Raw genomic sequence first — 21,772 nt, 5'->3', positions numbered from 1 at the left:
GAGACTCAGAGTTGAGGTTTCAAAACGTCGATCCTGGCGATACGCATCACGTCATCCTGCAAAAGATCAGTCAGGCCTTTTGAGTCTGAGGTGCCCTGAATCACACGCCCGTCATTCATGGTGATCTTGTAGGCCTGATTCGCGGCCAGCATCGGGGAATCCTCGGTGTGACCCGGATAGTGCAGTTGATAACGCTGTTTCGTGCCGTCCTTGCCGAAGTTCGGTGGCGTCGATTGTTGCGTTGAAGGCCCGTTAAAGGAGTGCCCTGCCGTCTTTACAGTGAGGCGACCATTGGAACCGATCTCATGACCACCACCGATGGTGTAATAGCTGCCGTCCGCGGAGACGATATGAATTTTCTGCCCACTGATATAAACGTCCTTGGTGGCAGATAGATGCAAATCCTTCTGCGCCTGGATTACCACATCTCCCGCCTGTGCCTGGAGCTGCAGATCTCCCTGATTAGCGATGGCACTGATGCCATTGGCCATTGCAAACAGTTGCATGCCCTGACCTGCGAGGCCCACCCATCGCTGGCCGCTAACGAGTTGTAGGTGCTGCTGGGCAACCTGATCGATGTTCTCACCGGCATAAGTGACGTGCGTCTTCGGCGTGACATTGACAGATCCGGCCTGCGCACCAATTGCCATGAGTGCGTGCGAACCCGTCGCCGTGCTGTTTCCGGTTCCCGCTGAGTCACCGCCTGTGGACCAACTTTTGAACGCGGATGCGACGGCGCTTTGCCCAACAGCGTCGGTCGATTGACCGCCATGCTGTCCAGCGTAATCGCCCAATGACTTGAACAGCTCCGTGCACTCGCCGAGCAGTTGGACCAGCTCGTCACGGTCGAGCTGGTTGCCGCTTGCCTGCGTGCGCGCGTAGGTGGTGAGCAGGATGCCCTGCGCGGCCCGCAGCGCAGCCGCCGCGTCCGTGCGCAGCTCCGCGCCTTCGCCGCGGTTTGCGCCTTGACCGTTCTCGCGTGGCTTGGTCAGATACCCTAGGTTGAGTTCGGAAAACGCATGTTCGCTCGTCAGTTGGGCACTGATCTGCGATGGGGTATCGTCCAGTCTCAACTGGTTGTACCGCTCGCCCTTGATCTCGCGCGAGCGTAGCCCGGACAGGTAACGGTTGCCCGGCAGAGATCCCGTGCGGCTGAACGTCGCCGGCATGTTGTCGCCATTGCTGAAGACCCCCGCCACATACATGCGATCGGGATCCCCATTGGCAAAATCCAGCAGCACTTCCATGCCTGCACGCGGTATCGCGTGCGACCCAAAGTTGTCGCCGGACCATCCGGATAGCACTCGCACCGCAGCGCTGTCGGCAGGCGTGCCGGCAGTGCCGGCGCCGTTGGCATGTTCATGGTCAGCGGGATCGAGTCCCTGAAGCTGTACGTTGATGCGACCGTACTGATCGCAATACACCTCTTCGCCTTCGGTCGCCGTTACCTTGCCCGTGATGGGATACACGCGCGGCAGGTCGATACGGGGATCGTAGGATGGCGTAAGCGGCGTGCCTTGCGCTACTGCACTGAAAGTGTTCTCGTAACGGCTCTGCGACGAACCATCGAATGCGGTTGGACGCGTACTCGTATCGACCGACACCGGCGGCGTGGCAAACTGCCAGCGGCTCGCGGTGAAGAGCGCCTGCGCGCGCTCGTTTAGATCCTTCGGCAGATTGTTCTCGCCGGTGTGATGCAGTGCGGTGATCACAATGCGGCGTTGCTGCGCCGGCAACTGGTCCAGTTCCGGATGGCCCGACACTCCGATCCAGAAGCCGACCTGGAGATTGCGCACACCGCTTGCCCCGTCGATGCGTGCCGAACGCGCGCCGTGCGCCATCAGCCGGGCGATGCCGATCCGGTCGTAGTCGCCCCATGAATCCGCCATATGCGGCGAGTCGATGCGCGCGTCGGACAGCAGCGTTGCGAGGTCATTTCCGGCTGACCCCTGGTCAACGCGTGTGGGCGCCTGCACCTGGTCGACCCGGCTGGGCTTGAGATCCCAGCTTGCCCGTCGGATGGAACCCGCCACGAGCTGCCGCCCCGTCGAGAGCAGCGTGATCGAGTCGCGCGCACCGACGGTCGCGTCTGCATGGTACCGGACCGTACCTGCGTCCGCCTGTCCGAGCTTGATCACATTGTCGAACAGCACCAGCGTATGGAATGGTTGCGTGGTAGCGTCGGTATTGCCCTGACCGCCGCCAGCCCGCACGAACCATGCAATGCCGTCACGACGGCATAATCGACGGATAAAATCCGCATCCGATTCATCGAACTGGAGCGTTTGCTCGCGCACCGGATATTTTGAGATATCGAGATTCGAAACATCGAGGTCAAACGTGCCTCCGAGCGTCGTGCTTTTACGGCGCCATTCGCGCACGAGTGTCTGGATAATATCGACGACACTCTTCGTACGGAAAATCCGCGTATTGATACGCCGCTCCATGATCAAGAGCGCATCGCGGATAACCAACTGGTAAGTAGCGACCGATCCGTCCGATTCACCCTCATGGGCATCGGTGACGATCGCGCAGATCGAATGCAGCGCGCCCTGATCGGTCACCAGCTGGACGGTGAGCGGCTGGCCGAGGAACGTCTGGAGTGGCACGCCAACACTCGTGGAGATACAGGAAAGACGGCCTTCGATTCCGCCGCACAGATCTTCGCGGATATCAAGCCGCTGTATCAGCAGCAGGCCTGCAAGGTCCTTCTGGGAACTGCGCCAGTACAGGCGAAACGGCCGGCTATCCTGCGACGGCAGAGCCCCGATAAAAACGCGCTGGATGGCGGAATAGCTCACGATCTTTTCCCCGGGTTTTGAGCATTTGTTTATGCGAAATGAATAGACCGCAAAATACCCACATGAAATGGCGCGGGCGGTCTGTTCAACATCCGCCTGATAAAAGATGCGCGAAAATATCAGGCTGTTACCGCACTGTCAATCGTGCGATATGTCGGAGTGGCGCGTAGCAATTATTTCCTCATCCGAAATAAATGAGGAAATAATGCCGATTCGGGTTTTCTGGCACCGCCGTCGCTTCAGGCTCCGGACCTGAAAGCCCGGTATTACGCGGCAGCTTCAATAGAGTCTAAGAATTTCCCCATTCGAGTGATGCCCTACACGACACCGTATCACGGTGACAAGCAACGCTCTGGACGAGTTGCTAGATAGAGTAACTATGACAACGCCAGTTCTGTTTCTTGACAACGTGCCGCGTCACCTAGGTAAGCTAGATCGTCCGCACATTGATGAAGGAACGTATGGAACGTGAGTTGATCCGTGTACCCCTGCTGTCGTTTTTTCTTTGCACCGTAACGGGCGGCCTGACCTCAGCCTGTTTCCCGATGCTTGGCTGGCTCATCGTGCCGGTGCTTGCCGTGGCGCTTGTCTCCAGCGTCGTCGCTGCATTCTTCACAACCCGATATACAGCGTATCATCGGACGGTGAACAATCAGTTCATGCTGTTCTATTGTTTTTTCATGGTGATGGCGGTTCAGATCGCTCTTGAGCCCTGGCTCCCCGGGCTAGGTCCGGCGCTGCTAGTTTGCATCTACTTCTTCCTGCTCAGTACGGTCTACTTCTTTAACTATCGAAGGGAACGACGGGACAACTGGCACGACTTCGCTCAGACACTCGAAAGTCCCACACTCGTCATCGACAATGGGAAAGTCCGAAGAATCGTACGCGCACGTAAGGTAACGGGAGCAGTGCCTAGTCAAGCCGTGTCGCAAACATCGGAGCCGGTCTCGGTGTCGCCGCGCTAAGTACGGTCCGTGCGGTGTTCGGTGCAAGAGGAAAAGAACTGCTGCTTCTGGTCGTTATTGCAGGGTTCATGGCGGCACCATTCTTTCTGCTGCGATACCTCGTCGTCTACAGTGTCGGTATCCGCGAGGTCAGAAAAGTCGAGCGAGAACGCGCCGTTCGTTTCGAGTTGGACAATGCCACCGCGCTTCAGGAAGCACGACGGAGGATCTTCTTCGCTCGCCTGCTCAATTCCCGCCTGCGCCAACAGGTTTAACAGTCGGGCGAGTGGCCAACTCGTCGAGCCGACGAGCAATTACTTGACGCACCAATACCGCGACACAAACTGCTTGTTGATCTCCACGACAATATTGCCGTATGCACCGCGCGGCGGTTTGCCGTCAGTGCAGGTCGCGCTATCCGATACCCAATACTCGACATTGCCTCGCTTGAACGTCCAGTTGGTGCTGACGCACGGGTCCGTGCCTATCGTCTCTTCCGTGCCAGCGTGTAGCTCGATGTCCGGTTTCTGATTGACGGTATGCGGCTTGTTCCAAGCTTGATAACTGAGCGTAACATCGGCGGCGTGATCGATGACGACATGATGCTTGTCTGTATCACATACGAACGCGACATTGGCAAGCTGCGCATGAACAGCGGTCGCCCCCAGTGCGTAAGCGATAGCGCCGAAGACAAACATTTTGTATGATATATACGTGGGCTGGGAGCGAGAAAAATCGAGCCAGAACTATACCGTACACGTTGGTAGAACAGGATCGTCGTCGATCACGTCGGCGGTAAGAGAACGCGGCGCAATGAGCGCTGCCATTGGTTCTCAAATATCTTCGGCTTGCCCCCGGCGCAAAATTCATCATCGACGACCAAGGGTATGAAGACGTATGGCTGGCTGAGTAGGCGACGATTTGCGCAGGGTTGGCATCGGCTCCAGCAAACGTCCCTACCTCAATCCCCCCAACGCCACCTCAACCCACCCAAACCCAACCTTCTCCTGCTCAAGGCGCAGATTCGAACGTAGCCGGTTATCCCGCAAGTCATCATAAAGCGCCTGTTCTTCACGATTGAGCCTCGGCAGATCGCGCACGGTCTGCTTCTCCTCCCGATCCCATTGCGACCTGAACGCCAGCAACGTCTCGCGATTCATCAGAAACGATTCCACATGCTCGAACAGGCTACGCAGTTGATCGAGGATCGCGAAGCCGTGCGTATCTATATCACCCCAGTAATGAATCCGCCGACGCGAAAGCCATTTCGCATTGGCCAGCATCTCGAAGCCGTATCCCGCACCAAAGATAACCATGCTGTCTTTGACCGACGGAAAGGCCAGGAAATTGATCTCGTTCTCGGTGATAAAAATCCGTTGTACGTCTGGATCGAGCCGCGCGAAGCTTGCAGCGTCGAGCGTAACGTCCTGTTCCGTGCTGCCTGGCGCGAGCAATGCCTTGTCCGCGTCGAGCATGCGAAATCTAATTCGCAACGGTTTGTCGCGAAGGCCATACCTCGTGGCGAATTGATTCACACCTGAGCATGAGAGGTCGATCGCCTCCTGCGGCAGGACACAATCCAGCAACTCTGCGAGCACACCGCGATAGCTTTCGATGAATTTGCTATGCACGTCCGGGATGTCGATCTGCCTGAGATACACATTAGGGCGGGGATGGGCCTCAAACCAGGCGCAGACGTCCAGCAACTGGTTCCATACGTCGCCAAGCTCAAGCGCACGTAGCGGCCGTCTGGCGATCCACGGCACGAGGCGCGCTTCCCGCCTGCGCGTCGTTTCCAGCAATGTCGTGAAGCGGGCCGCGTCGCGTTGCTTGCCAACAAAAGCCACCGCGTCCTCGATCGTATCGATCCATACCGCCTCAGGCAGTGCATTGGCGCCGAACACGCGATGTCTGAACTCCCGCATCTCCACGCGGCAGTGAGTCATGGCGCGCAGCTCGCTGATCCATTGGCGGATATCGTCAAAGTGCCCCGCAATCTCTGCCGACGTCGGTCCCTTGAGCATCAGGCGCTTAGGAAACAGCGACTCCCCCGCTGCGAGGCTGCCCAGCAGATCGCCTCGCTCCCAAAGCTTCTTTACTTGCGTACGTAGCTCGTCCGGCGTGGTCCAGCTCATGTTTCGGTCCTGCCCTTTTCCTCACGATATTCTTCAATCGAAAGATTGCGCAGTCTCGATTCGCGGCCTTCCTTGTTGTCGACGAAACCGACGCTCGAAACAAACGGCTCGATGATGTAGATCTTCTGCAAAGGTGTCACGATCAGCAGTTGCAGGTTGAGCTGAGCAAACAGCCGCAGGCCGTACTGCGCAGACTCGTCCGATCCGCGCCCGAAGGCTTCATCAATCACGACGAAGCGGAACGAGCGCGACCGGACAGCGCCCCATTCAAGGCCAAACTGATACGCCAGACTGGCGGCCAGGATGGTATAAGCCAGCTTCTCCTTTTGGCCACCCGACTTGCCACCCGAATCGGAGTAGTGCTCGTGTTCGCTATCGTCTTCCCGCCAGCGCTCGCTGGCGGCAAACATGAACCAGTTGCGCACGTCGGTGACTTTGGCGGACCAGCGACGGTCCTGCTCCGTCAAACCTTCGCGTCCGCGAAAGCGTTCGATGATCTGCTTGACTTGCAAGAACTTGGCTTCCGAATATTGGACGTCTTCTGAGCCGGTCAACGCGCCCTCGGTCCATGATCGTAGGTCAGCCTGAAAGTCCCGAATCTCAGCATCCGGGCTGGGCTGCGCTTCCAGCACGATATAGCGCCCAGCGTTGTAATCGATCTGCGTGAGCGACTCGTTGATGCGCTGGATGCGCTCTTTGATCGTTTCCCGCTCGCGAGCCAACTGCGACTGAAAATTCGCTACTTCGCGGATAGTGTTCTCGTTGAGCAACTCCTTGAAGCGTGCCTCGAAGCGTGGCAAGTCATCTGCCTTTAGCGTGTCGAGCATCGCGCGGTATTCGCCAGCCGCTTCGATGGCGACGTCCACTTCCTGCGTTTCCAGCGGAAAGGCCGTGCAATAGGCTCGCATGGCGTCGATGATTTTGTCGCGCTGGCGCGAGACCTTCTTGTCTTCTGCGTCGATGTTCTCCTGCAGCCACCTGCGCATATCGCTCTCGCGATTGTCACAAGATTCGACGGTGAGCTGGTGCTTGCCCAGCACTTCGGACCACATTGCAGCAAGTCGTTCGAAGCAGGGCGCGTGGATCGCATATTGCGCGTCGTCCCGTATCGCCTGGGTTTGAACCCGCAAGCCTTCTGCAATGGTTTGCCGTTCCTCGATGCGAGTGCGCTCGGCCTTATGTTCATCCAGCTGTCGTTCCGTTCCGGCGAGCGTCGCAGTCACCTCGTTCAACCGCACAGTGAGTTGCTGCAGCATGTCCGAAGCGGACTCCAGCTGTTGCTTCTCGTCGCGCAGTTTCGCCACCTCTACTGCCAGCGAATGCCAGTCGAGTTCGGCGAAATCGATATGCTCGTCCAGTTTCGATAACGCGCTCAGGCGAACTTTGAGGCGGCCTTGTTCCGCCTGGATCTTGCCGATCAACGAGGCCAGCTCGCTCAAACGGTTGGCCAGCAGCGTCGCCTGGGCTTCAAGTGCCCGAATCTTCGCCGTGTTGGTCCAGCCCAGCACATAACGACTTCGGTCATCCAGCCGGTGACGGTCATCCTTTTCATGACGCTCCCCGGGCGCCTTGATCTGGCCGGCACGCGTGATGGCACGCGTCTCGCGGCGGAACTGCTCTTGCGTGACGCAGCAGACCACATTAAAGCGATTTGCCAGTTCGAGTTCGAGCCAGTCATAGAACGGCGAGTCCGGTTTCACCGAAAGCTTGCGGGCAAGTGAATCCCGATGCAGTTCGGGACGCTCCCGACGAGCGCCAGGTCGCACCCGAAAATAAACCAGTCGTCCTTTCAGATGCGTTTTGTCGACCCACTCTGTGACTGCGGCATAGTGTTCGTCGGAAACCAGCAACGACAGACCAAAATTGCGCAATAGCCGCTCGGCGGCGCCTTCCCAATCGCGCTCGTCATCACGCACCTGCATCAGTTCGCCGGCAAAGCACAGATCTGCCTCGGGCAACGCGAGCGCCTTGCACAGTGCCGTGCGCATCGCGATCTGTTCCGCGGGAATGTTGTTGCGGCGAGTCTTCAGACTGTCGATCTCGGCTGTCAGGGCGTCGTGCTCCTGTTTGCCTTGCCGCAAACTCACGCCGTGTTCAGTGAGATCGTTCTGCAAGCGCGCGTCGTCCGAATGAGCTGCCTCGACGAGTACTGAAAGACGCCGCCGTTGTGCGAGAAAAGCGGGCTCATCGTCTGCCGGATTCTCCCCAATCTCTTGAACCAGTTCGGCATAGCGCTGCGCTTTGCGCTTACGGGTTTCGCAATCTTGATCCTTCTTCCGGATCTCGGCGTCGAGCCGTTCGATGCGGTCGCCGCCATTGTCGGCAATATTGCGTCTGAGTTCGCTTTCCTGGCCCCGCTGAGCGTCGCGCTCTGCTTCTAGACGCCTTACGTGGGCGTCCTGACGTTCCCAGTCGGCCGAAAGACTTGCGATGCGTTTCTCCAGCATGCCGTGCTTCAAGTCTGCCGCGTAATATCTGAGTGCTTCGCGGTACTCGCGCAGTGCCTCGACCTGCAGCACCAGCGACGCATGCCGCTCGCAGTCGTCGATCAGCGGTGTCAGACGTTCCATTTGCCGCTTGGCTTTCAAGACCGCCTCATGGGCCCGGTTGAGATCGTCGAAGTGCCCGATCAATGCGGCAATGCGCGGCGCGACATCGAAAGGCTCCAGCATGTGACTGCGTACGAAGTCGGTGAGGTTGCCCACCGATTTCATCGATACGGTCTGGTGGAACAGTTCCAACGCCTGTTCGTTGTCGATGCCAAAGCGTCGACGGAACCAGGCGCCATATGGCGGAAAGCTATCGAAAACCTCAGCGCCAAGGCTGCGCAGTTTCTTACGCAAGTTGGCGATGTCCGGTCCGAAATTCGAAAAATCGGCCGCGATCGACAGTGCGCGCTCCGCACCGATGAAGAGGCGCGCGGGCTGGCCATGGGCATCCTTCATCCAGAATACTTGCGCGAGCGTCACGGTCTGGTCGTAGCCGGCATTGTGGAATCTGCCCAGGATCACCGAGTAGCTGTTGTGATCGCGCAGGGCGACCGGTTTGGCTACGCCGCTTGTCTCGTTGCGTTCGGACTTGTAGTGGCCGAGCACATAGGAGCGCAGGGTTCGTTCCTTCGTATCGGCACCGGCGGCCTTGTTATAAGCAATGCGGTGTGCGGGAACCAGCAGCGTCGTGACTGCATCGACCAGGGTCGACTTGCCGGAACCGATGTCGCCTGTCAGCAAGGCGTTCATGCCGTCGGGACTCAGCGTCCACACCCGCCCATCGAACGTACCCCAGTTAAACACCTCCAGTTGATGCAGGCGGAACCCGGACAGTGCATCGTCTGCCACGAAGTCCAAACTCGGTAATTGCATATCAGTCATCTGTATCCCTTTCCGCAGCCGGAGCCAACTGAGCCTGATAAGCGGCGAGTTGGGCGTCAAAATCGGCCAGCCACTGCGCGTCGACGAACGCCTTGAGAATACGCTGGACCTCGAACGCTGCGACCTGTCCGTCACCTTTGCCGGCCACTGGCTTCAACTTGCGCAGAAAACCAAGTTCGACGATCTTGTTCACGTGGGTTTCTATCTGATCGATCAGCTTGGTTTCGTTGCTCCCCGCAGGCAGGAATACGCGGACCAACTCGACGATCTGTTCGCGCGTAAGAATGAGCCGCGTGTCGCCGCCGCCAGCGTCCGATTCGGCCAGTTTCTTGCGCAGCAACGCAAGCAACAGACTGACTGGAAACGACAGGGGACGCCTCGCTACCAGGCGGGGAAGCGTCGGCGCGCTTTCATCGTCTCTACCGGGGCGCGACCGCAAGAAGGCATAACCCTCGGCTTCGTCCAGCACGAGTTCGAGGTTCAGCACCGCGACGTAATCGCGCACTCGGGCCTGCAATTCGAGCAGCGCGCTCCAGAGACTCGCATCACTTTCCCGGTAAACGACACCTTTGAGCAAAGGGATCACTAGGCTCGACAGATCGTGCGTGCCCGTTGCGCTTTCAGCGTCTTGTTCCAACATAACTACCTCACGAAAATGACACGTGGCAGGGTGGCCCGCTTCGTATGTTCTTCTCCATCCGCCGCTCTGCTGCGCCAGACGATTGTTTCGCTAACCTTTTCATCCACCACCGTACTGAAGGTGTCGCCAGCAAGCTGCAAGTAGGCCACTAACTCGGCGAGGCCCTGATGCAGCGGCTGGCTCTCGCACAGTTCGCGCAGCGTGACCTGAGAACGATCTTGCAGGACGTGTCGCACGTGCCAGATTAACCTCGCCTTGTCGACGACCACTTGCGTGTAAAGCGCGGTGGCGTCGATGTCGGCATCGCCGGATTCCAGGACCATCGACGTGATTCGAGGCTTGAGTGCCGGCGCGTAAAGCGGGCGTTCCATTGGCAATTCGATATCGGCGGTGGTATCGGCGATGGTCATTACCTCGCCGGTGGGGGGTGAATCGCGCACCGCCAGCGCCTTTGCTTCTATGCCGCGCAAAATGTCCATGATGCGACGATTCTCTAGCCATGCCTGATCGTCGAGAAAGCGCCGCAATTGCTGCGACAGATAGGCCACCGTGCGCTGGGTGTGCTCGCCGGCTTCGAGCCAGTCGTAATGCACCCGGCGCGTGCGGGCATCGGGCTTGAGTTCGGCAACGGGAGGCAAGGCTAGCACTCGCTCGAGCAGCGCCGTTAATTCTTCTTGACGGCTAGTGGACATGAGAAAGTCCCAGAACGCCCGGAAGCTGCGACCTTGGTCAGAGTCGGCAATCGCGTCGCGTTCGCCCATGATCTCTTCCAGCAACTCTCCCTTAGCGCCGTCCCAAAGCGCGATGCGCTCGCGTACGCGTCGATCGAGTCCGCGGAAATTGTGCTCGACCTCCCGAAAGTCGGTCAGCAGTTCGCGTGCGAGCGTGGTGAATTGCTGGAAGCGGTCTTTTAGCGCGGTATCGTCGAGCAATGCGACGTCACCGTCCAACGCGCGGGCGATCTCGGCGTCGACTTCCTCGCGACGCTTGTACAGATCGACGAGGCGCGCCTGCGGATCGCTCTCGCTACCTTCGCTCATTTGCTTGAGCAAGGTAAACAGCGTGAGCAAACGGGACTCTGTACCGATGAAGCTGCGTTCGGTGAGCGTGCCGAGCCAGGCAATCGCCTTTTCGGTGGCTGGCGTCAAATCGAAATGGGGCTCATCGGAATCCTGACGGTAGAACTTGCGCAGCCAACCCTTGTCGTTGGCGGCCCAGTCGTTTAGATAGTCCGTCGCGCGCTTCGGGAAGGCCGACGGGCCGAGCTGTTCGCGCAGAGCAAACAGTTCGTCCTCCAGCAATTCGGCCAGATCCGCTTGCGGCATCACGCGCACATTGGGTGCAGTAAATGTCCGTTGCAGGAAGCTTGCCACCAGCGGCGCGTGATCCGAGCGTAGCAAGCGCCATGCGGGGTGGTTCTGACGCAATTGGTCGAGTGTGGAGTAGTCGAAATTCATGGCGGAAAAGTCCGGCAACGGAGGCGATTTGAAACCGAAGGTGCCAGTGGGGTGTGGTTTGCAATAGACATGATAGATCACGCAGCGCTTCGGGCAGCTTGCCTTAAGTGCCGGATCTCTAACGCACTCGCAACGCTTGATAGGGAAGGCGACCCGGTTGTGCGGGCCGTCAGCGTCAAGTCGGACGTAGCCTCATGCCTCGCTGTCTAACCTGCTATCGTTCGCGATGTCCTCCCACCCAATCCGCTCAAAAATCCCCTTCAACTTCGCCCCCCGCGCGGCATTCAACATAACCGCCTGCGCCACCCGCCCCTGCAGATGAGCACGAAAATCCGCATGCCCCTCGCGATTCTGCGAAGCGGCGCCATGCCGGACACAATTCATCAAAATCGCCTTAAGCGCATCGAACTCGCTCCGCGCGAGATTAGGATGCTGATTAACCACCACCCCAGCCAAGTGCTGCCTAACCCCGCGCCGCATCACCCGAGTCTTGCGCAACTGAATCGAGAATCCCTCCTCGAGCGCAATCGCCGCCACGCGAACCTTAAGCCTCTCAACCACCCGCGCCAGATCTTCATCCCCTGAAAACGCCAGATCATCCGCATACCGCGTATAGGTCGCCCCAACCGCCCGAGCCAGACCCTCAAGCCGCAAATCAAGCCGATAGGCACACAGATTGGCGAGCGCCGGCGACGTCGGTGCACCTTGCGGCAGATGCCGGGTCCGATACCGCTGCCGCTCCAGCCAGTCAAACTTGCCCCGCACATCTGCAGCAAGCAAACGGGCACTCGGAACCCGATTAGTACAAAGCGCAGTCAGCATCCGCGCGACCTCCAGCGGATACCCCAACGTCCGCATCACCGCATGAACACGCGGAGCATGAACAGACGCAAAGAAATCCGCCAGATCAAAGCGAACCACCACGGCCTTCCCAGCATGCGGCGCCGCATAAGTCACGGTATTGCGACCCTTGCGAAACCCATGCACGCAATCATGTGGCGGAACCCGATCCAGCAGACCATGCAGAATCTTCCGCTGCAAACTCCGCAAGCGCGACTTCGGAATCTCGATCAACCGGCACCGGCCATCGCGTTTCTCGATCGCCTTATACGTATAGTGATGAAGCGGCGTATCCGCACCTTGCGGCAGCACGCGCCACCGATCCGCAAACCAATCGAGTTCAGCAACCTCGACTTCCAGCCACGCAGCCAGATCGCCGAGCGTCGCCAACTTCGGCAGCGCAATCTCCCTCAACCGCGGCGGAGGCAGTTGTTGCACCGGTGGACGCCGCAGCACACGCACGACGAAAGGTCGCGCCTCGCTACGCCAGGCCGCAACAAACCCCGCCGTCTTTGCCACCACCAGCGCCACTTCTTTACTGTCGACGCTATCCCAGCGTGCCCCGAAGCGCTTGGCCACTCTGCGCGCCAAGCCCAGCATCCAATCCGACGGGACACCTAACGAATCGCTCATGCGCTCAACCATCGAGTCGGGCTCGGCCGGCCCTGCGAGCATGGCGTCGGCGATGGCGTAGGTGATCCGCTGCAGAGGAGATAGGCGCATAGCGTGAAATGAGGCGGGCCGGCGAGTCAACGCGTCTAGTGCTGCGTGAGCGGTCTTGCGTAGCACGCAAAGCGGGCTCATGCGACGAACTGCGGAGATCATGCTGATCCACGGGGTAGCCCCGTAGTGCCTGGAACGTTGACTGCCCGGTCCTTGGCAAGCTTGACCCGCCGTCCCGCGAGATGACAATAGTCGAGGGCCAGACCTCTGTCAACGCTCGAGTCCTTTGAGCACTTTCGAGAAAAATGCGGATTGGCGTCATGCTTCACGCATACAGCAGCGCTGCCCGGAACGGAACATGAAGCGCAAATAACGATCGCCATTAGAATGGCCGAGCTGTCGCGAGGCCACGTGCGGACGTGTCTCGTGCGTTCGCTAAACCTGATCCGTTACGAAATCGAGATCCATGAAATTCGTCTTCGCTTGCCTGCGCTCCGCGATTCTCTTTCTGTTCGGGCTGATGTTTGTGGCCACAGGATGTTCAGGCTTCATTGACGCTGCCATGCTCCTGCAGGCGCGAAATTGGCCTGTTGTAGCAGCCCATCTGGACCAATGCGACGCCCATATGCGCTACGACAAATCGGGCGCACGATGGGAGCTCACAGCCGCATTCAGTTACGGACCGGGATTCACGCAGCACTACGAAGACACCTGGACGCCCGCTGACGCTCCCACATACACTCGCTCGGCAGCGGACTCCCTCGGGGCCAGCGAAGCGTCAGGCATCATGCGGCGCCTTTGCGACGCACAAGCCATCGCCACCTTGCGCGTGTCGGCTGCACATCCGTCGCTGGCGCGCAGAAGCGAAGCCGTCGACGCGGGTGACTGGAAGCGTGACCTCGGCTTCGGACTGTTCGCGGTTCTTGGCGGTTTGCTACTTTGTGCGGTCGGGTGGTCGCTGTTTCCCCGGCAACCCCAACCCGGAAAGTCGATGCTAGGCAGAACACGAATCCGGGAGTCCAGAGCGCGCAAGACCACGACGTGATGACGAACCTGTACCCGCGAGTTATCCACACCCTCCTCTGGACAACCCAAGGATAAGCCCCCTAACTTCCTGTGGGCGGAACTTTGATAACCCGCCGCGGCGTTGCCGCGCCTCAAAAGTTGTCCCTGGCTCAGGTGGGCTGTTCACGATCCGCCCTAAGGGTTATGGAATCCGTAGAGCCTTGATCTACCAACGAAGATTGGAGTTATCCACAGAAAGCCCCCGCCCTTGTTAACTATTACTACGTATATATATGTATACAGTGAAAGACAAAGACAAGGCGCGCGTTTGCTGCATTCACTCCGCGCAAAAGCGTAGCAAGAGCATGCTCGACCACGCCCAAAGCGTCAGGCTCAGACCAACGGCAAACAAATCTCCGTCACCAGATCGGACGGCGCCGTATCTTTAGGGTTGTTTAGATACTCCTCAAAAGCAGGCGCATCCGCCGCCTCATGTCCCGACTGCACCAGCCATTCCCCATACAGCCATTGATACGCCGCAGCCATATCCGCATACGGCCCCGTGTGCCGCAATACCGCGTACCGTCCACCGCGCAAGGGCGTCACCGAAACCGGCGCAGCCACCTCAACCGCACGCGGCAGTACCACACCGGCCTTCGATCGCAGTGCCGCTTCAGCCACGGCCCCCGGATCGTCGTAGTAAATTCCGACCATCCGCATCTCAGGACAAAGCAGGTCTCGCGCAGCAAGCCATCCCATCAGCGCATCGAAGGCCTTGCCGATCTGCATATACGAACCGACATGATCGACGGTCACTACCTGCATGGCCGGCACATCCCGAATCACTACCTCACGCATCACCATTTCATGGTCTCCTGATCGCGCCGGCCGAAACCGGCTATGTGTGCCCCGCTTGCGATATTGCGCTGGCGGCATGCCGAACATCGCCCGAAACGTCCTCGAAAACGACTGCAAGCTGCTATACCCCGAGCGTTCGGCAATCTGCGCAAGCGGCATCGAACCGTTCGCGAGATATCCCGCCGCGCGATGCAAGCGCAACCTGCGCACGGTCGCGGCCACCGTTTCGCCATGCATCGCCTGATAAATGCGGTGCCAGTGATACGGCGACAGGCAAGCAATCTCCGCGAGCCGGTCGATATCGAGCGGCTCGTCAAGGTGATCGTGAATATGGTCGAGCACGCGGTTCAAACGCGCTTCGTAGCGTGCCCGGTGACTAAGGTCGTTCATGGTGGTGGCGAAGAGAGCAGGCGTTGTGCAGGAAGCAAAGTAGCACGTCCAGCTTTACCAAATCCTGCGGAGTTTGCTACCGCCGCTCAAGGATAATTCGACCGAATCGCTGCCGCACTGCAACAAAATCCTCTCCGTCGGTACAAAACCGCAACATCTCTCCGCTTAATCCTCTTTGCCGATTTTCGATAACGCCTCGATTAATGGCTCACTACTATCGGCTCAAGCCTGACCGCTCACGCGCCGCACCTTGCGGCGCTCAGCACAACAAGCGGCCAATCCTGGGAGCTTTCAATGAAATCAGAGTCGAAAAGCCAGCACGTCGGGAAGGTCACGCATCACGAGTTGAAGCAGACGCTCGGCACATGGCAGTTGTGGGGGATTGCAGTCGGGCTCGTCATTTCCGGCGAGTACTTCGGCTGGAGCTACGGCTGGGCGAGCGCGGGCACGCTTGGTTTCGTGTTCACGGCGCTGTTCATCGCCGCGATGTACACCACCTTCATTTTTAGCTTCACGGAACTCACCACCTCGATTCCGCAAGCGGGCGGCCCGTTTGCGTATGCGCGCCGCGCCTTCGGCCCGACGGGCGGCTATATAGCAGGCGCTGCGACCCTGGTTGAATTCGTGTTCGCGCCGCCGGCTATTGCGCTTGCCATCGGTGCTTATTTGCATGTCCAGTTCCCCGGGCTCGAACCGAAGCACGCCGCCATGGGCGCGTATCTGGTCTTTATGGCGCTGAATATCGTCGGCGTGCAGATTGCGGCGGCCTTCGAATTGTTTGTCACTGTCCTCGCGATTTTTGAACTGCTAGTGTTTATGGGCGTCGTGTCGCCAGGCTTCCAGTGGGCCAACTTCACGAAGGGCGGCTGGGCGGGTGCGGATACCTTCACCATGGGCTCGTTTCACGGCATGTTTGCGGCGATTCCGTTTGCCATCTGGTTCTTCCTCGCTATCGAAGGCGTGGCGATGGCCGCTGAAGAAGCGAAAAACCCGAAGCGCTCGATTCCGATTGCCTACGTGACCGGCATCCTGACCCTCGTTGCGCTGGCAATCGGTGTGATGGTGTTCGCGGGCGCCGCAGGCGACTGGACCAAGCTGTCGAATATCAACGACCCGCTGCCGCAAGCGATGAAATACATTGTCGGCGAGCACAGCGGCTGGATGCATATGCTTGTGTGGCTCGGCCTGTTCGGTCTCATTGCGTCGTTCCACGGCATCATCCTTGGTTATTCGCGGCAGATCTTCGCGCTGGCGCGGGCCGGCTATCTGCCCGAGTGGCTCTCCAAGGTGCATCCGCGCTTCAAGACGCCGCATCGCGCGATTCTCGCGGGTGGCGTAATCGGCATCGCCGCGATCTACAGCGACGAGCTGATCCAGTTCGCCGGCCAGACGTTGACGGCGAACATCGTGACGATGTCCGTGTTTGGGGCTATCGTGATGTACATCATCAGCATGTTGGCGCTGTTCAAGCTGCGCCGCTCGGAGCCTGATATGGAGCGGCCGTTCCGCGCGCCGCTGTTCCCGTTCTTTCCGGCGTTCGCGTTGGTGGCCGCAGTGATTTCGCTGGCGGCGATGGTCTACTTCAACCTTCTGGTGGCGTTTATCTTCGCGATCTTTCTGGTGCTGGGGTATGTGTACTTCCTGTTGACGCGTCACCAGCGCGAAGTCGCTCCAGCGGACGCGTTGCTCGAAGAATGAAGCATCAAGCCGCTGCGCAAGCAGCGGCGACGGAGTGGTAGAGAATGAGCTTTACAGAGATCATCGGCAGCCGCAGCTACCGGTTTGCCGATCTGAAAACGCTGATGGCGAAGGCGAGCCCGCTGCGCTCGGGCGACCAGCTCGCGGGCGTCGCGGCGGCCAGCGAGGAAGAGCGCGTTGCGGCCAAGATGGCGCTCGCGCAGGTGCCGCTGCGCACCTTCCTCAACGAGGCGTTGATTCCGTACGAGAGCGACGAAGTCACACGCCTCGTGATCGACGAGCATTCGCCTGAGGCCTTCGCCGAAATCGCCCATCTGACGGTGGGCGATTTTCGTAACTGGCTGCTCAGCAGCGAGACCGATGCCGCGGCGCTCACGCGTATTGCCGCAGGACTGACGCCGGAGATGGTCGCGGCAGTTTCGAAGCTGATGCGTAATCAGGACCTGATTGCCGCGGCCCGCAAGCGTCCGGTGATCACACGTTTTCGCAACACGGTGGGCCTGCCGGGTCATATGTCGGTGCGGCTGCAACCGAATCATCCCACGGACGACGTCAAAGGCATTGCCGCCTCGATGCTCGACGGTCTGATGTACGGCTGCGGCGACGCGATGATTGGCATCAACCCCGCCACCGACAGCCTCGCTGCAATCACCACGCTATTGCTGATGATCGACGAGTTCCGGCAGCGCTATCAGGTGCCGACGCAATCGTGCGTGCTGACTCACGTGACCAACACGATCGCCGCAATCGAGAAGGGCGCGCCGGTCGACCTGGTGTTCCAGTCGATTGCCGGCACGGAGAAAGCGAACGCGGGTTTCGGCATTTCGCTCGCGCTGCTGCGGGAAGCTTATGAGGCCGCGTTGTCGTTGAATCGCGGCACCGTCGGCAACAACGTGATGTATTTCGAAACCGGGCAGGGCAGCGCGCTCTCGGCGAACGCGCATCATGGCGTCGACCAGCAAACCTGCGAAGTGCGCGCCTATGCGGTGGCCCGCAAGTTCAATCCATTTCTTGTCAATACAGTGGTCGGTTTTATCGGCCCAGAGTATCTCTACGACGGCAAGCAGATCACGCGTGCCGGTCTCGAAGATCACTTCTGCGGCAAGCTGCTCGGCGTGCCGATGGGTTGCGACATCTGCTATACGAATCACGCGGAAGCCGATCAGGACGATATGGACAACCTGTTGACGCTGCTCGGCGTCGCGGGCATCAACTTCATCATGGGCGTGCCGGGTGCGGACGACGTGATGCTGAACTATCAGAGCACCTCATTTCACGACGCGCTATATGTGCGAGATGTATTGGGACTCAGACGCGCACCCGAATTCGAAGAATGGCTGGAGTCGATGCAGATCGCCGATACGCGTGGCGTCTTGCTCAACGGCGTGACACAGCAACCATTGCTGGAAGGCGCGCGTGAGTGGATGGGCATTGTATGAGCAAGGATTTCCTCGAGAAGAATCCATGGAGCGCATTGCGTCAGTTCACCAATGCGCGTATTGCCTTGGGCCGCGCGGGCAACAGTCTGCCGACCGCGCCGCTGCTTGCCTTCAATCTGTCGCATGCGCAAGCTCGGGATGCGGTGCATCAGCCGCTGGATGTCGAGACGCTGCACGAGCAGTTACGCGCCATTGGCTTCACGACGCTCGATGTGCATAGTGCGGCGCCGGACCGCGAGCATTATTTGCGGCGTCCGGATCTGGGCCGGCGTTTGGCCGACGATAGCCGCGACGCACTCGAGCTAGAGCAGGCAGCCATCGAGCCGCCTGACGTGCTGTTCGTGATCGCAGACGGATTATCGGCGTTTGCCGCCTCGAAGCAGTCAATCCCGCTCTTGCAGGCGGTGTGCGCGAAACTCACGGATTGGAAAGTCGGCCCGGTCGTGGTCGCGCGGCAAGGACGCGTGGCGCTTGGCGACGAGATCGGCGAGTTGCTGCGCACGAAACTGGTGGTGATGCTGATCGGCGAGCGTCCGGGGTTGAGCTCGCCGGATAGTCTCGGCATCTATCTGACGTATGCGCCTAAAGTGGGCTGCAGCGATGCGCAGCGCAATTGCATCTCGAACGTGAGACCCGAGGGGCTGAGTTACGCGGGAGCGGCGCACAAGTTGCACTATCTGCTCACGCATGCGCGCCGTCTGGGTCTGACTGGGGTGGGGCTGAAAGACGATAGCGATGCGTTGCTTGCAGCGGCGCCGGAAACGCCAGCCGTCACCGCGCCGCCGAAATAGCCGTGCTTACGCATCCGCCCGTTCAACCGGATGCGTTTCGAGCCACGCGTTTTCATCGTCTTCAAAGAGCCGCGAGCGGGTCAGAAATCTCAGCCCTGTGGGTCGCTCCAACGAAAACATCCCACCATTGCCCGGCACTACATCGATGATCAATTGCGTGTGCTGCCAGTACTCGAATTGCGATTCGCTCATATAAAACGGCACGCCCGCAATCGTGCCGAGTTTCACATCGGACGAGCCGACCATAAACTCTCCGGCCGGAAAACACATCGGCGCGCTGCCGTCGCAGCACCCTCCCGACTGATGAAACAGCACCGGCCCATGTTCTGCCTGTAGCTTTCCGATCAACTCCGCCGCTGCAGGCGTCACGATCACGCGTTCCACTTCCTTGCCTGCCATTACGACTCCTCGCTGAAAGAGAGAGCGGGCCGCACCGCACGGCCCGCACACAAGGAGTGCCTGGTTTAGAAGAAGCCGAGCGGCTTCTGGCTGTAGCTGACGAGCAGGTTCTTGGTCTGCTGATAGTGATCGAGCATCATCTTGTGATTCTCACGGCCGATGCCCGATTGCTTGTAGCCGCCGAACGCCGCATGCGCCGGATACGCGTGATAGCAATTGGTCCACACGCGACCCGCCTGAATGCCGCGTCCCATGCGATAGGCGCGCGAACCGTCGCGCGTCCACACGCCGGCGCCGAGACCGTACAGCGTGTCATTGGCGATTTCCAGCGCTTCGTCTTCGTTCTTGAAGGTCGTGACCGACACCACCGGCCCGAAGATTTCCTCCTGGAAAATGCGCATCTTGTTGTGGCCGCGGAACACCGTAGGTTTGATGTAGTAGCCCTTGCTCAGCTCACCGTCGAGCCCGTTGCGCTCGCCGCCGATCAGGCATTGCGCGCCTTCCTGCTTGCCGAGATCGATATACGAGAGGATTTTTTCGAGCTGTTCCTGCGAGGCCTGCGCGCCGATCATCGTCTTGCTGTCGAGCGGATGGCCTTGCGTGATCGCGCCGACGCGCTTGAGCGCACGTTCCATGAAGCGGTCGTAAATCTTCTCGTCGATCAGCACGCGCGATGGGCAGGTACACACTTCACCCTGATTCAGCGCGAACATCGCGAAGCCTTCGAGCGCCTTGTCGAAGTAGCTGTCGTCATGATCCATCACATCAGCGAAGAAAATGTTCGGGCTCTTGCCGCCCAGTTCCAACGTCACCGGAATGATGTTCTGGCTCGCGTACTGCATGATCAGGCGGCCCGTCGTCGTTTCGCCGGTAAAGGCGATTTTCGCAATACGTTTGTTCGAGGCGAGCGGCTTGCCCGCTTCAAGGCCGAAGCCGTTCACGACGTTGACCACGCCGGGCGGCAGCAGATCCTGAATCAGTTCGAGCAGCACGAGGATTGAAGCGGGCGTTTGCTCCGCCGGCTTCAGCACCACGCAATTGCCTGCCGCGAGTGCCGGAGCGAGCTTCCACACCGCCATCAGGATCGGGAAGTTCCACGGAATGATCTGCCCCACGACGCCGAGCGGTTCGTGGAAGTGATAAGCGACGGTGTCTTCGTCGATCTGCGAGATCGAACCTTCCTGGGCCCGCACGCAGCCTGCGAAATAACGGAAGTGATCGATTGCAAGCGGGATGTCCGCGGCCATGGTTTCGCGCAGCGGCTTGCCGTTGTCGATCGTCTCCGCGACGGCGATACGCTGCAGGTTCGCTTCCATCCGGTCGGCGATGCGGTTGAGGATGTTGGCGCGCTCCGTCGTCGAGGTTTTGCCCCATGCGACCTTGGCGCGATGTGCGGCGTCCAGCGCGAGTTCGATATCGGCCTCGCGCGAACGCGGGATCGATGTGAACGGTTCACCTGTGATGGGCGAGATGTTGTCGAAATACTCGCCGCCAACCGGCTTCACCCATTCACCGCCGATAAAGTTCGCATACTGCTTTTTGTACGGGAATTCGGTGGTCAGAAACTGCATCTCTGCGTGATTCATCTGTGTGCTCCTCACATGTTCGAATGGTCGGTACCCGGCGCGGTGTTCCGCTTGCCGCCCGTCGCATACGCCAGAAGCGTGCCAATGCGGGGGATTGGTGAGCCGGACGGGTCCAATGGGCACGGTCGGAACATCTCTGTGCAGAAACTGTTCAAGGTGTTCAGCGCGGAACGTACCGATTCTGAACAGCGTGTGCGCAGGCTGTTCAATAATTGAGCAAATGGCGGGCGGGCCGGGGCGAACTACGTAACGAACAAGTTGTGAATGAGGTTCGCTTAGCGGGCTCGGGGCTCTGAGCGGCTTACTGAAGATCGGGCTGAAGCAGAGGCCGGAAATGGAAACGGGCAGCGCGAGGCTGCCCGTTCTTTATACCGTGGAGGATCGTCGAGTGGCTTGCTAACCCAGTGCCGTCACTGGCGTTCCGCACTGCTGGCAGAACCGGGCGCCGATGGGGACCTCGGACCGGCACGTACCGCACGCCAACGGAACCAGCGCGGTACCGCACTGCTGACAGAAGTGGTCGCCGGGTGCGCCGAACGCACGACACTTCGGACAGGCTGCTGTACTGGCGCTCGCCGGCAGCGGTTGGCCGCTTCGGTACGGCGGCAAGCTATTCAAGCCGTTGCTTGAAGCATGGTGGCTGCTGCTGCCGCCGTGGTTGCTTCGTCCGCTTCCATGATGACCGCCACCATGATGGCCACCCAGCATTTTTCCCCAGAATCCCATGGCAATTTCCTTTGCCCAGCCTGGCTGAG

General features: G+C 59.4%; 18 protein-coding genes. 7 read left to right on the top strand and 11 right to left on the bottom strand.

What is annotated here, in order from left to right; translation table 11 throughout:
* Nucleotides 1–5 precede the first annotated feature (5 nt).
* Nucleotides 6–2,804: a type VI secretion system Vgr family protein gene (locus BLQ92_RS01755; RefSeq protein WP_425194890.1), complete on the bottom strand. Its 2,799-nt coding sequence runs from the start codon at nucleotides 2,802–2,804 to the stop codon at nucleotides 6–8.
* A 458-nt stretch (nucleotides 2,805–3,262) separates the two neighbouring features.
* Here BLQ92_RS01755 and BLQ92_RS01750 point away from each other — a divergent pair, with 458 nt between their 5' ends.
* Both BLQ92_RS01750 and BLQ92_RS39160 read left to right on the top strand, forming a co-directional pair.
* Nucleotides 3,263–3,766, top strand: coding sequence for a hypothetical protein (locus tag BLQ92_RS01750; RefSeq protein WP_090680990.1), 504 nt, complete (start codon nucleotides 3,263–3,265; stop codon nucleotides 3,764–3,766).
* Between the two features lie 14 nt (nucleotides 3,767–3,780).
* The gene (locus tag BLQ92_RS39160) at nucleotides 3,781–4,020 is read left to right on the top strand and encodes a hypothetical protein (protein WP_143016492.1); all 240 of its coding nucleotides are present in this window, start codon (nucleotides 3,781–3,783) and stop codon (nucleotides 4,018–4,020) included.
* Nucleotides 4,021–4,059: 39 nt separating this feature from the next.
* Here BLQ92_RS39160 and BLQ92_RS01740 read toward each other — a convergent pair whose 3' ends face one another.
* Nucleotides 4,060–4,443 carry a hypothetical protein gene (locus BLQ92_RS01740; RefSeq protein WP_244106019.1) on the bottom strand — a complete coding sequence of 128 codons (384 nt, stop codon included), beginning with the start codon at nucleotides 4,441–4,443 and terminating at the stop codon, nucleotides 4,060–4,062.
* A gap of 128 nt (nucleotides 4,444–4,571) precedes the next feature.
* Between BLQ92_RS01740 and BLQ92_RS41320 the strand changes: the two genes are divergently transcribed.
* A complete protein-coding gene (locus BLQ92_RS41320) occupies nucleotides 4,572–4,658 on the top strand; it encodes an immunity protein Imm33 domain-containing protein (RefSeq protein WP_425194891.1) in 87 nt (28 codons plus the stop codon).
* Nucleotides 4,659–4,701: 43 nt separating this feature from the next.
* Here BLQ92_RS41320 and BLQ92_RS01735 read toward each other — a convergent pair whose 3' ends face one another.
* The 5 genes from BLQ92_RS01735 to BLQ92_RS01715 all read right to left on the bottom strand — a co-directional run bounded on the left by BLQ92_RS01735 (nucleotide 4,702) and on the right by BLQ92_RS01715 (nucleotide 12,911).
* On the bottom strand, nucleotides 4,702–5,880 hold the full coding sequence (locus tag BLQ92_RS01735) for a Wadjet anti-phage system protein JetD domain-containing protein (protein WP_090680985.1): 1,179 nt from the start codon (nucleotides 5,878–5,880) through the stop codon (nucleotides 4,702–4,704).
* On the bottom strand, nucleotides 5,877–9,251 hold the full coding sequence (locus BLQ92_RS01730; RefSeq protein WP_090680982.1) for an ATP-binding protein: 3,375 nt from the start codon (nucleotides 9,249–9,251) through the stop codon (nucleotides 5,877–5,879). Before BLQ92_RS01730 ends, BLQ92_RS01735 begins: the two co-directional genes overlap by 4 nt.
* The gene (locus BLQ92_RS01725; RefSeq protein ID WP_090680979.1) at nucleotides 9,244–9,891 is read right to left on the bottom strand and encodes a DUF4194 domain-containing protein; all 648 of its coding nucleotides are present in this window, start codon (nucleotides 9,889–9,891) and stop codon (nucleotides 9,244–9,246) included. The genes BLQ92_RS01730 and BLQ92_RS01725 overlap by 8 nt, the downstream gene beginning before the upstream one ends.
* 2 nt (nucleotides 9,892–9,893) lie before the next feature.
* Nucleotides 9,894–11,348, bottom strand: coding sequence for a DUF3375 domain-containing protein (locus BLQ92_RS01720; RefSeq protein ID WP_090680976.1), 1,455 nt, complete (start codon nucleotides 11,346–11,348; stop codon nucleotides 9,894–9,896).
* Between the two features lie 192 nt (nucleotides 11,349–11,540).
* Nucleotides 11,541–12,911, bottom strand: coding sequence for a reverse transcriptase family protein (locus BLQ92_RS01715; RefSeq protein ID WP_090680974.1), 1,371 nt, complete (start codon nucleotides 12,909–12,911; stop codon nucleotides 11,541–11,543).
* Nucleotides 12,912–13,317: 406 nt separating this feature from the next.
* On the opposite strand from BLQ92_RS01715, the gene BLQ92_RS01710 reads away from it, so the two are divergent.
* Entirely contained in the window at nucleotides 13,318–13,896 is a 579-nt protein-coding gene (locus tag BLQ92_RS01710) for a hypothetical protein (RefSeq protein WP_090680971.1), read from the top strand.
* Between the two features lie 353 nt (nucleotides 13,897–14,249).
* Here the strand turns inward: BLQ92_RS01710 and BLQ92_RS01705 are convergent, their stop codons facing one another.
* Entirely contained in the window at nucleotides 14,250–15,104 is an 855-nt protein-coding gene (locus BLQ92_RS01705) for an AraC family transcriptional regulator (RefSeq protein WP_090680969.1), read from the bottom strand.
* Nucleotides 15,105–15,398: 294 nt separating this feature from the next.
* Here BLQ92_RS01705 and eat point away from each other — a divergent pair, with 294 nt between their 5' ends.
* From eat to eutC, 3 genes are read left to right on the top strand one after another with little or no spacing between them, the layout of a single operon-like run.
* The gene (gene eat, locus BLQ92_RS01700) at nucleotides 15,399–16,802 is read left to right on the top strand and encodes an ethanolamine permease (RefSeq protein WP_090680967.1); all 1,404 of its coding nucleotides are present in this window, start codon (nucleotides 15,399–15,401) and stop codon (nucleotides 16,800–16,802) included.
* 44 nt (nucleotides 16,803–16,846) lie between these two features.
* Nucleotides 16,847–18,241, top strand: coding sequence for an ethanolamine ammonia-lyase subunit EutB (locus BLQ92_RS01695; RefSeq protein WP_090680962.1), 1,395 nt, complete (start codon nucleotides 16,847–16,849; stop codon nucleotides 18,239–18,241).
* A complete protein-coding gene (gene eutC, locus BLQ92_RS01690) occupies nucleotides 18,238–19,032 on the top strand; it encodes an ethanolamine ammonia-lyase subunit EutC (protein ID WP_090680960.1) in 795 nt (264 codons plus the stop codon). Before BLQ92_RS01695 ends, eutC begins: the two co-directional genes overlap by 4 nt.
* 6 nt (nucleotides 19,033–19,038) lie before the next feature.
* On the opposite strand, the gene BLQ92_RS01685 is transcribed toward eutC, so the two are convergent.
* The 3 genes from BLQ92_RS01685 to BLQ92_RS01675 all read right to left on the bottom strand — a co-directional run bounded on the left by BLQ92_RS01685 (nucleotide 19,039) and on the right by BLQ92_RS01675 (nucleotide 21,725).
* Nucleotides 19,039–19,431, bottom strand: coding sequence for a DUF779 domain-containing protein (locus BLQ92_RS01685; RefSeq protein WP_090680957.1), 393 nt, complete (start codon nucleotides 19,429–19,431; stop codon nucleotides 19,039–19,041).
* 65 nt (nucleotides 19,432–19,496) lie between these two features.
* Nucleotides 19,497–21,017, bottom strand: coding sequence for an aldehyde dehydrogenase (gene adh / locus BLQ92_RS01680; RefSeq protein WP_090680954.1), 1,521 nt, complete (start codon nucleotides 21,015–21,017; stop codon nucleotides 19,497–19,499).
* 396 nt (nucleotides 21,018–21,413) lie between these two features.
* Complete coding sequence (locus BLQ92_RS01675; protein WP_244106054.1) at nucleotides 21,414–21,725, bottom strand: double zinc ribbon domain-containing protein; 312 nt, start codon at nucleotides 21,723–21,725, stop codon at nucleotides 21,414–21,416.
* Between the last annotated feature and the right edge of the window lie 47 nt (nucleotides 21,726–21,772).

This window comes from Paraburkholderia phenazinium (assembly GCF_900100735.1).
Classification (GTDB): Bacteria; Pseudomonadota; Gammaproteobacteria; order Burkholderiales; family Burkholderiaceae; genus Paraburkholderia; species Paraburkholderia phenazinia.
This window is presented reverse-complemented; position numbering and strand designations above follow the sequence as displayed.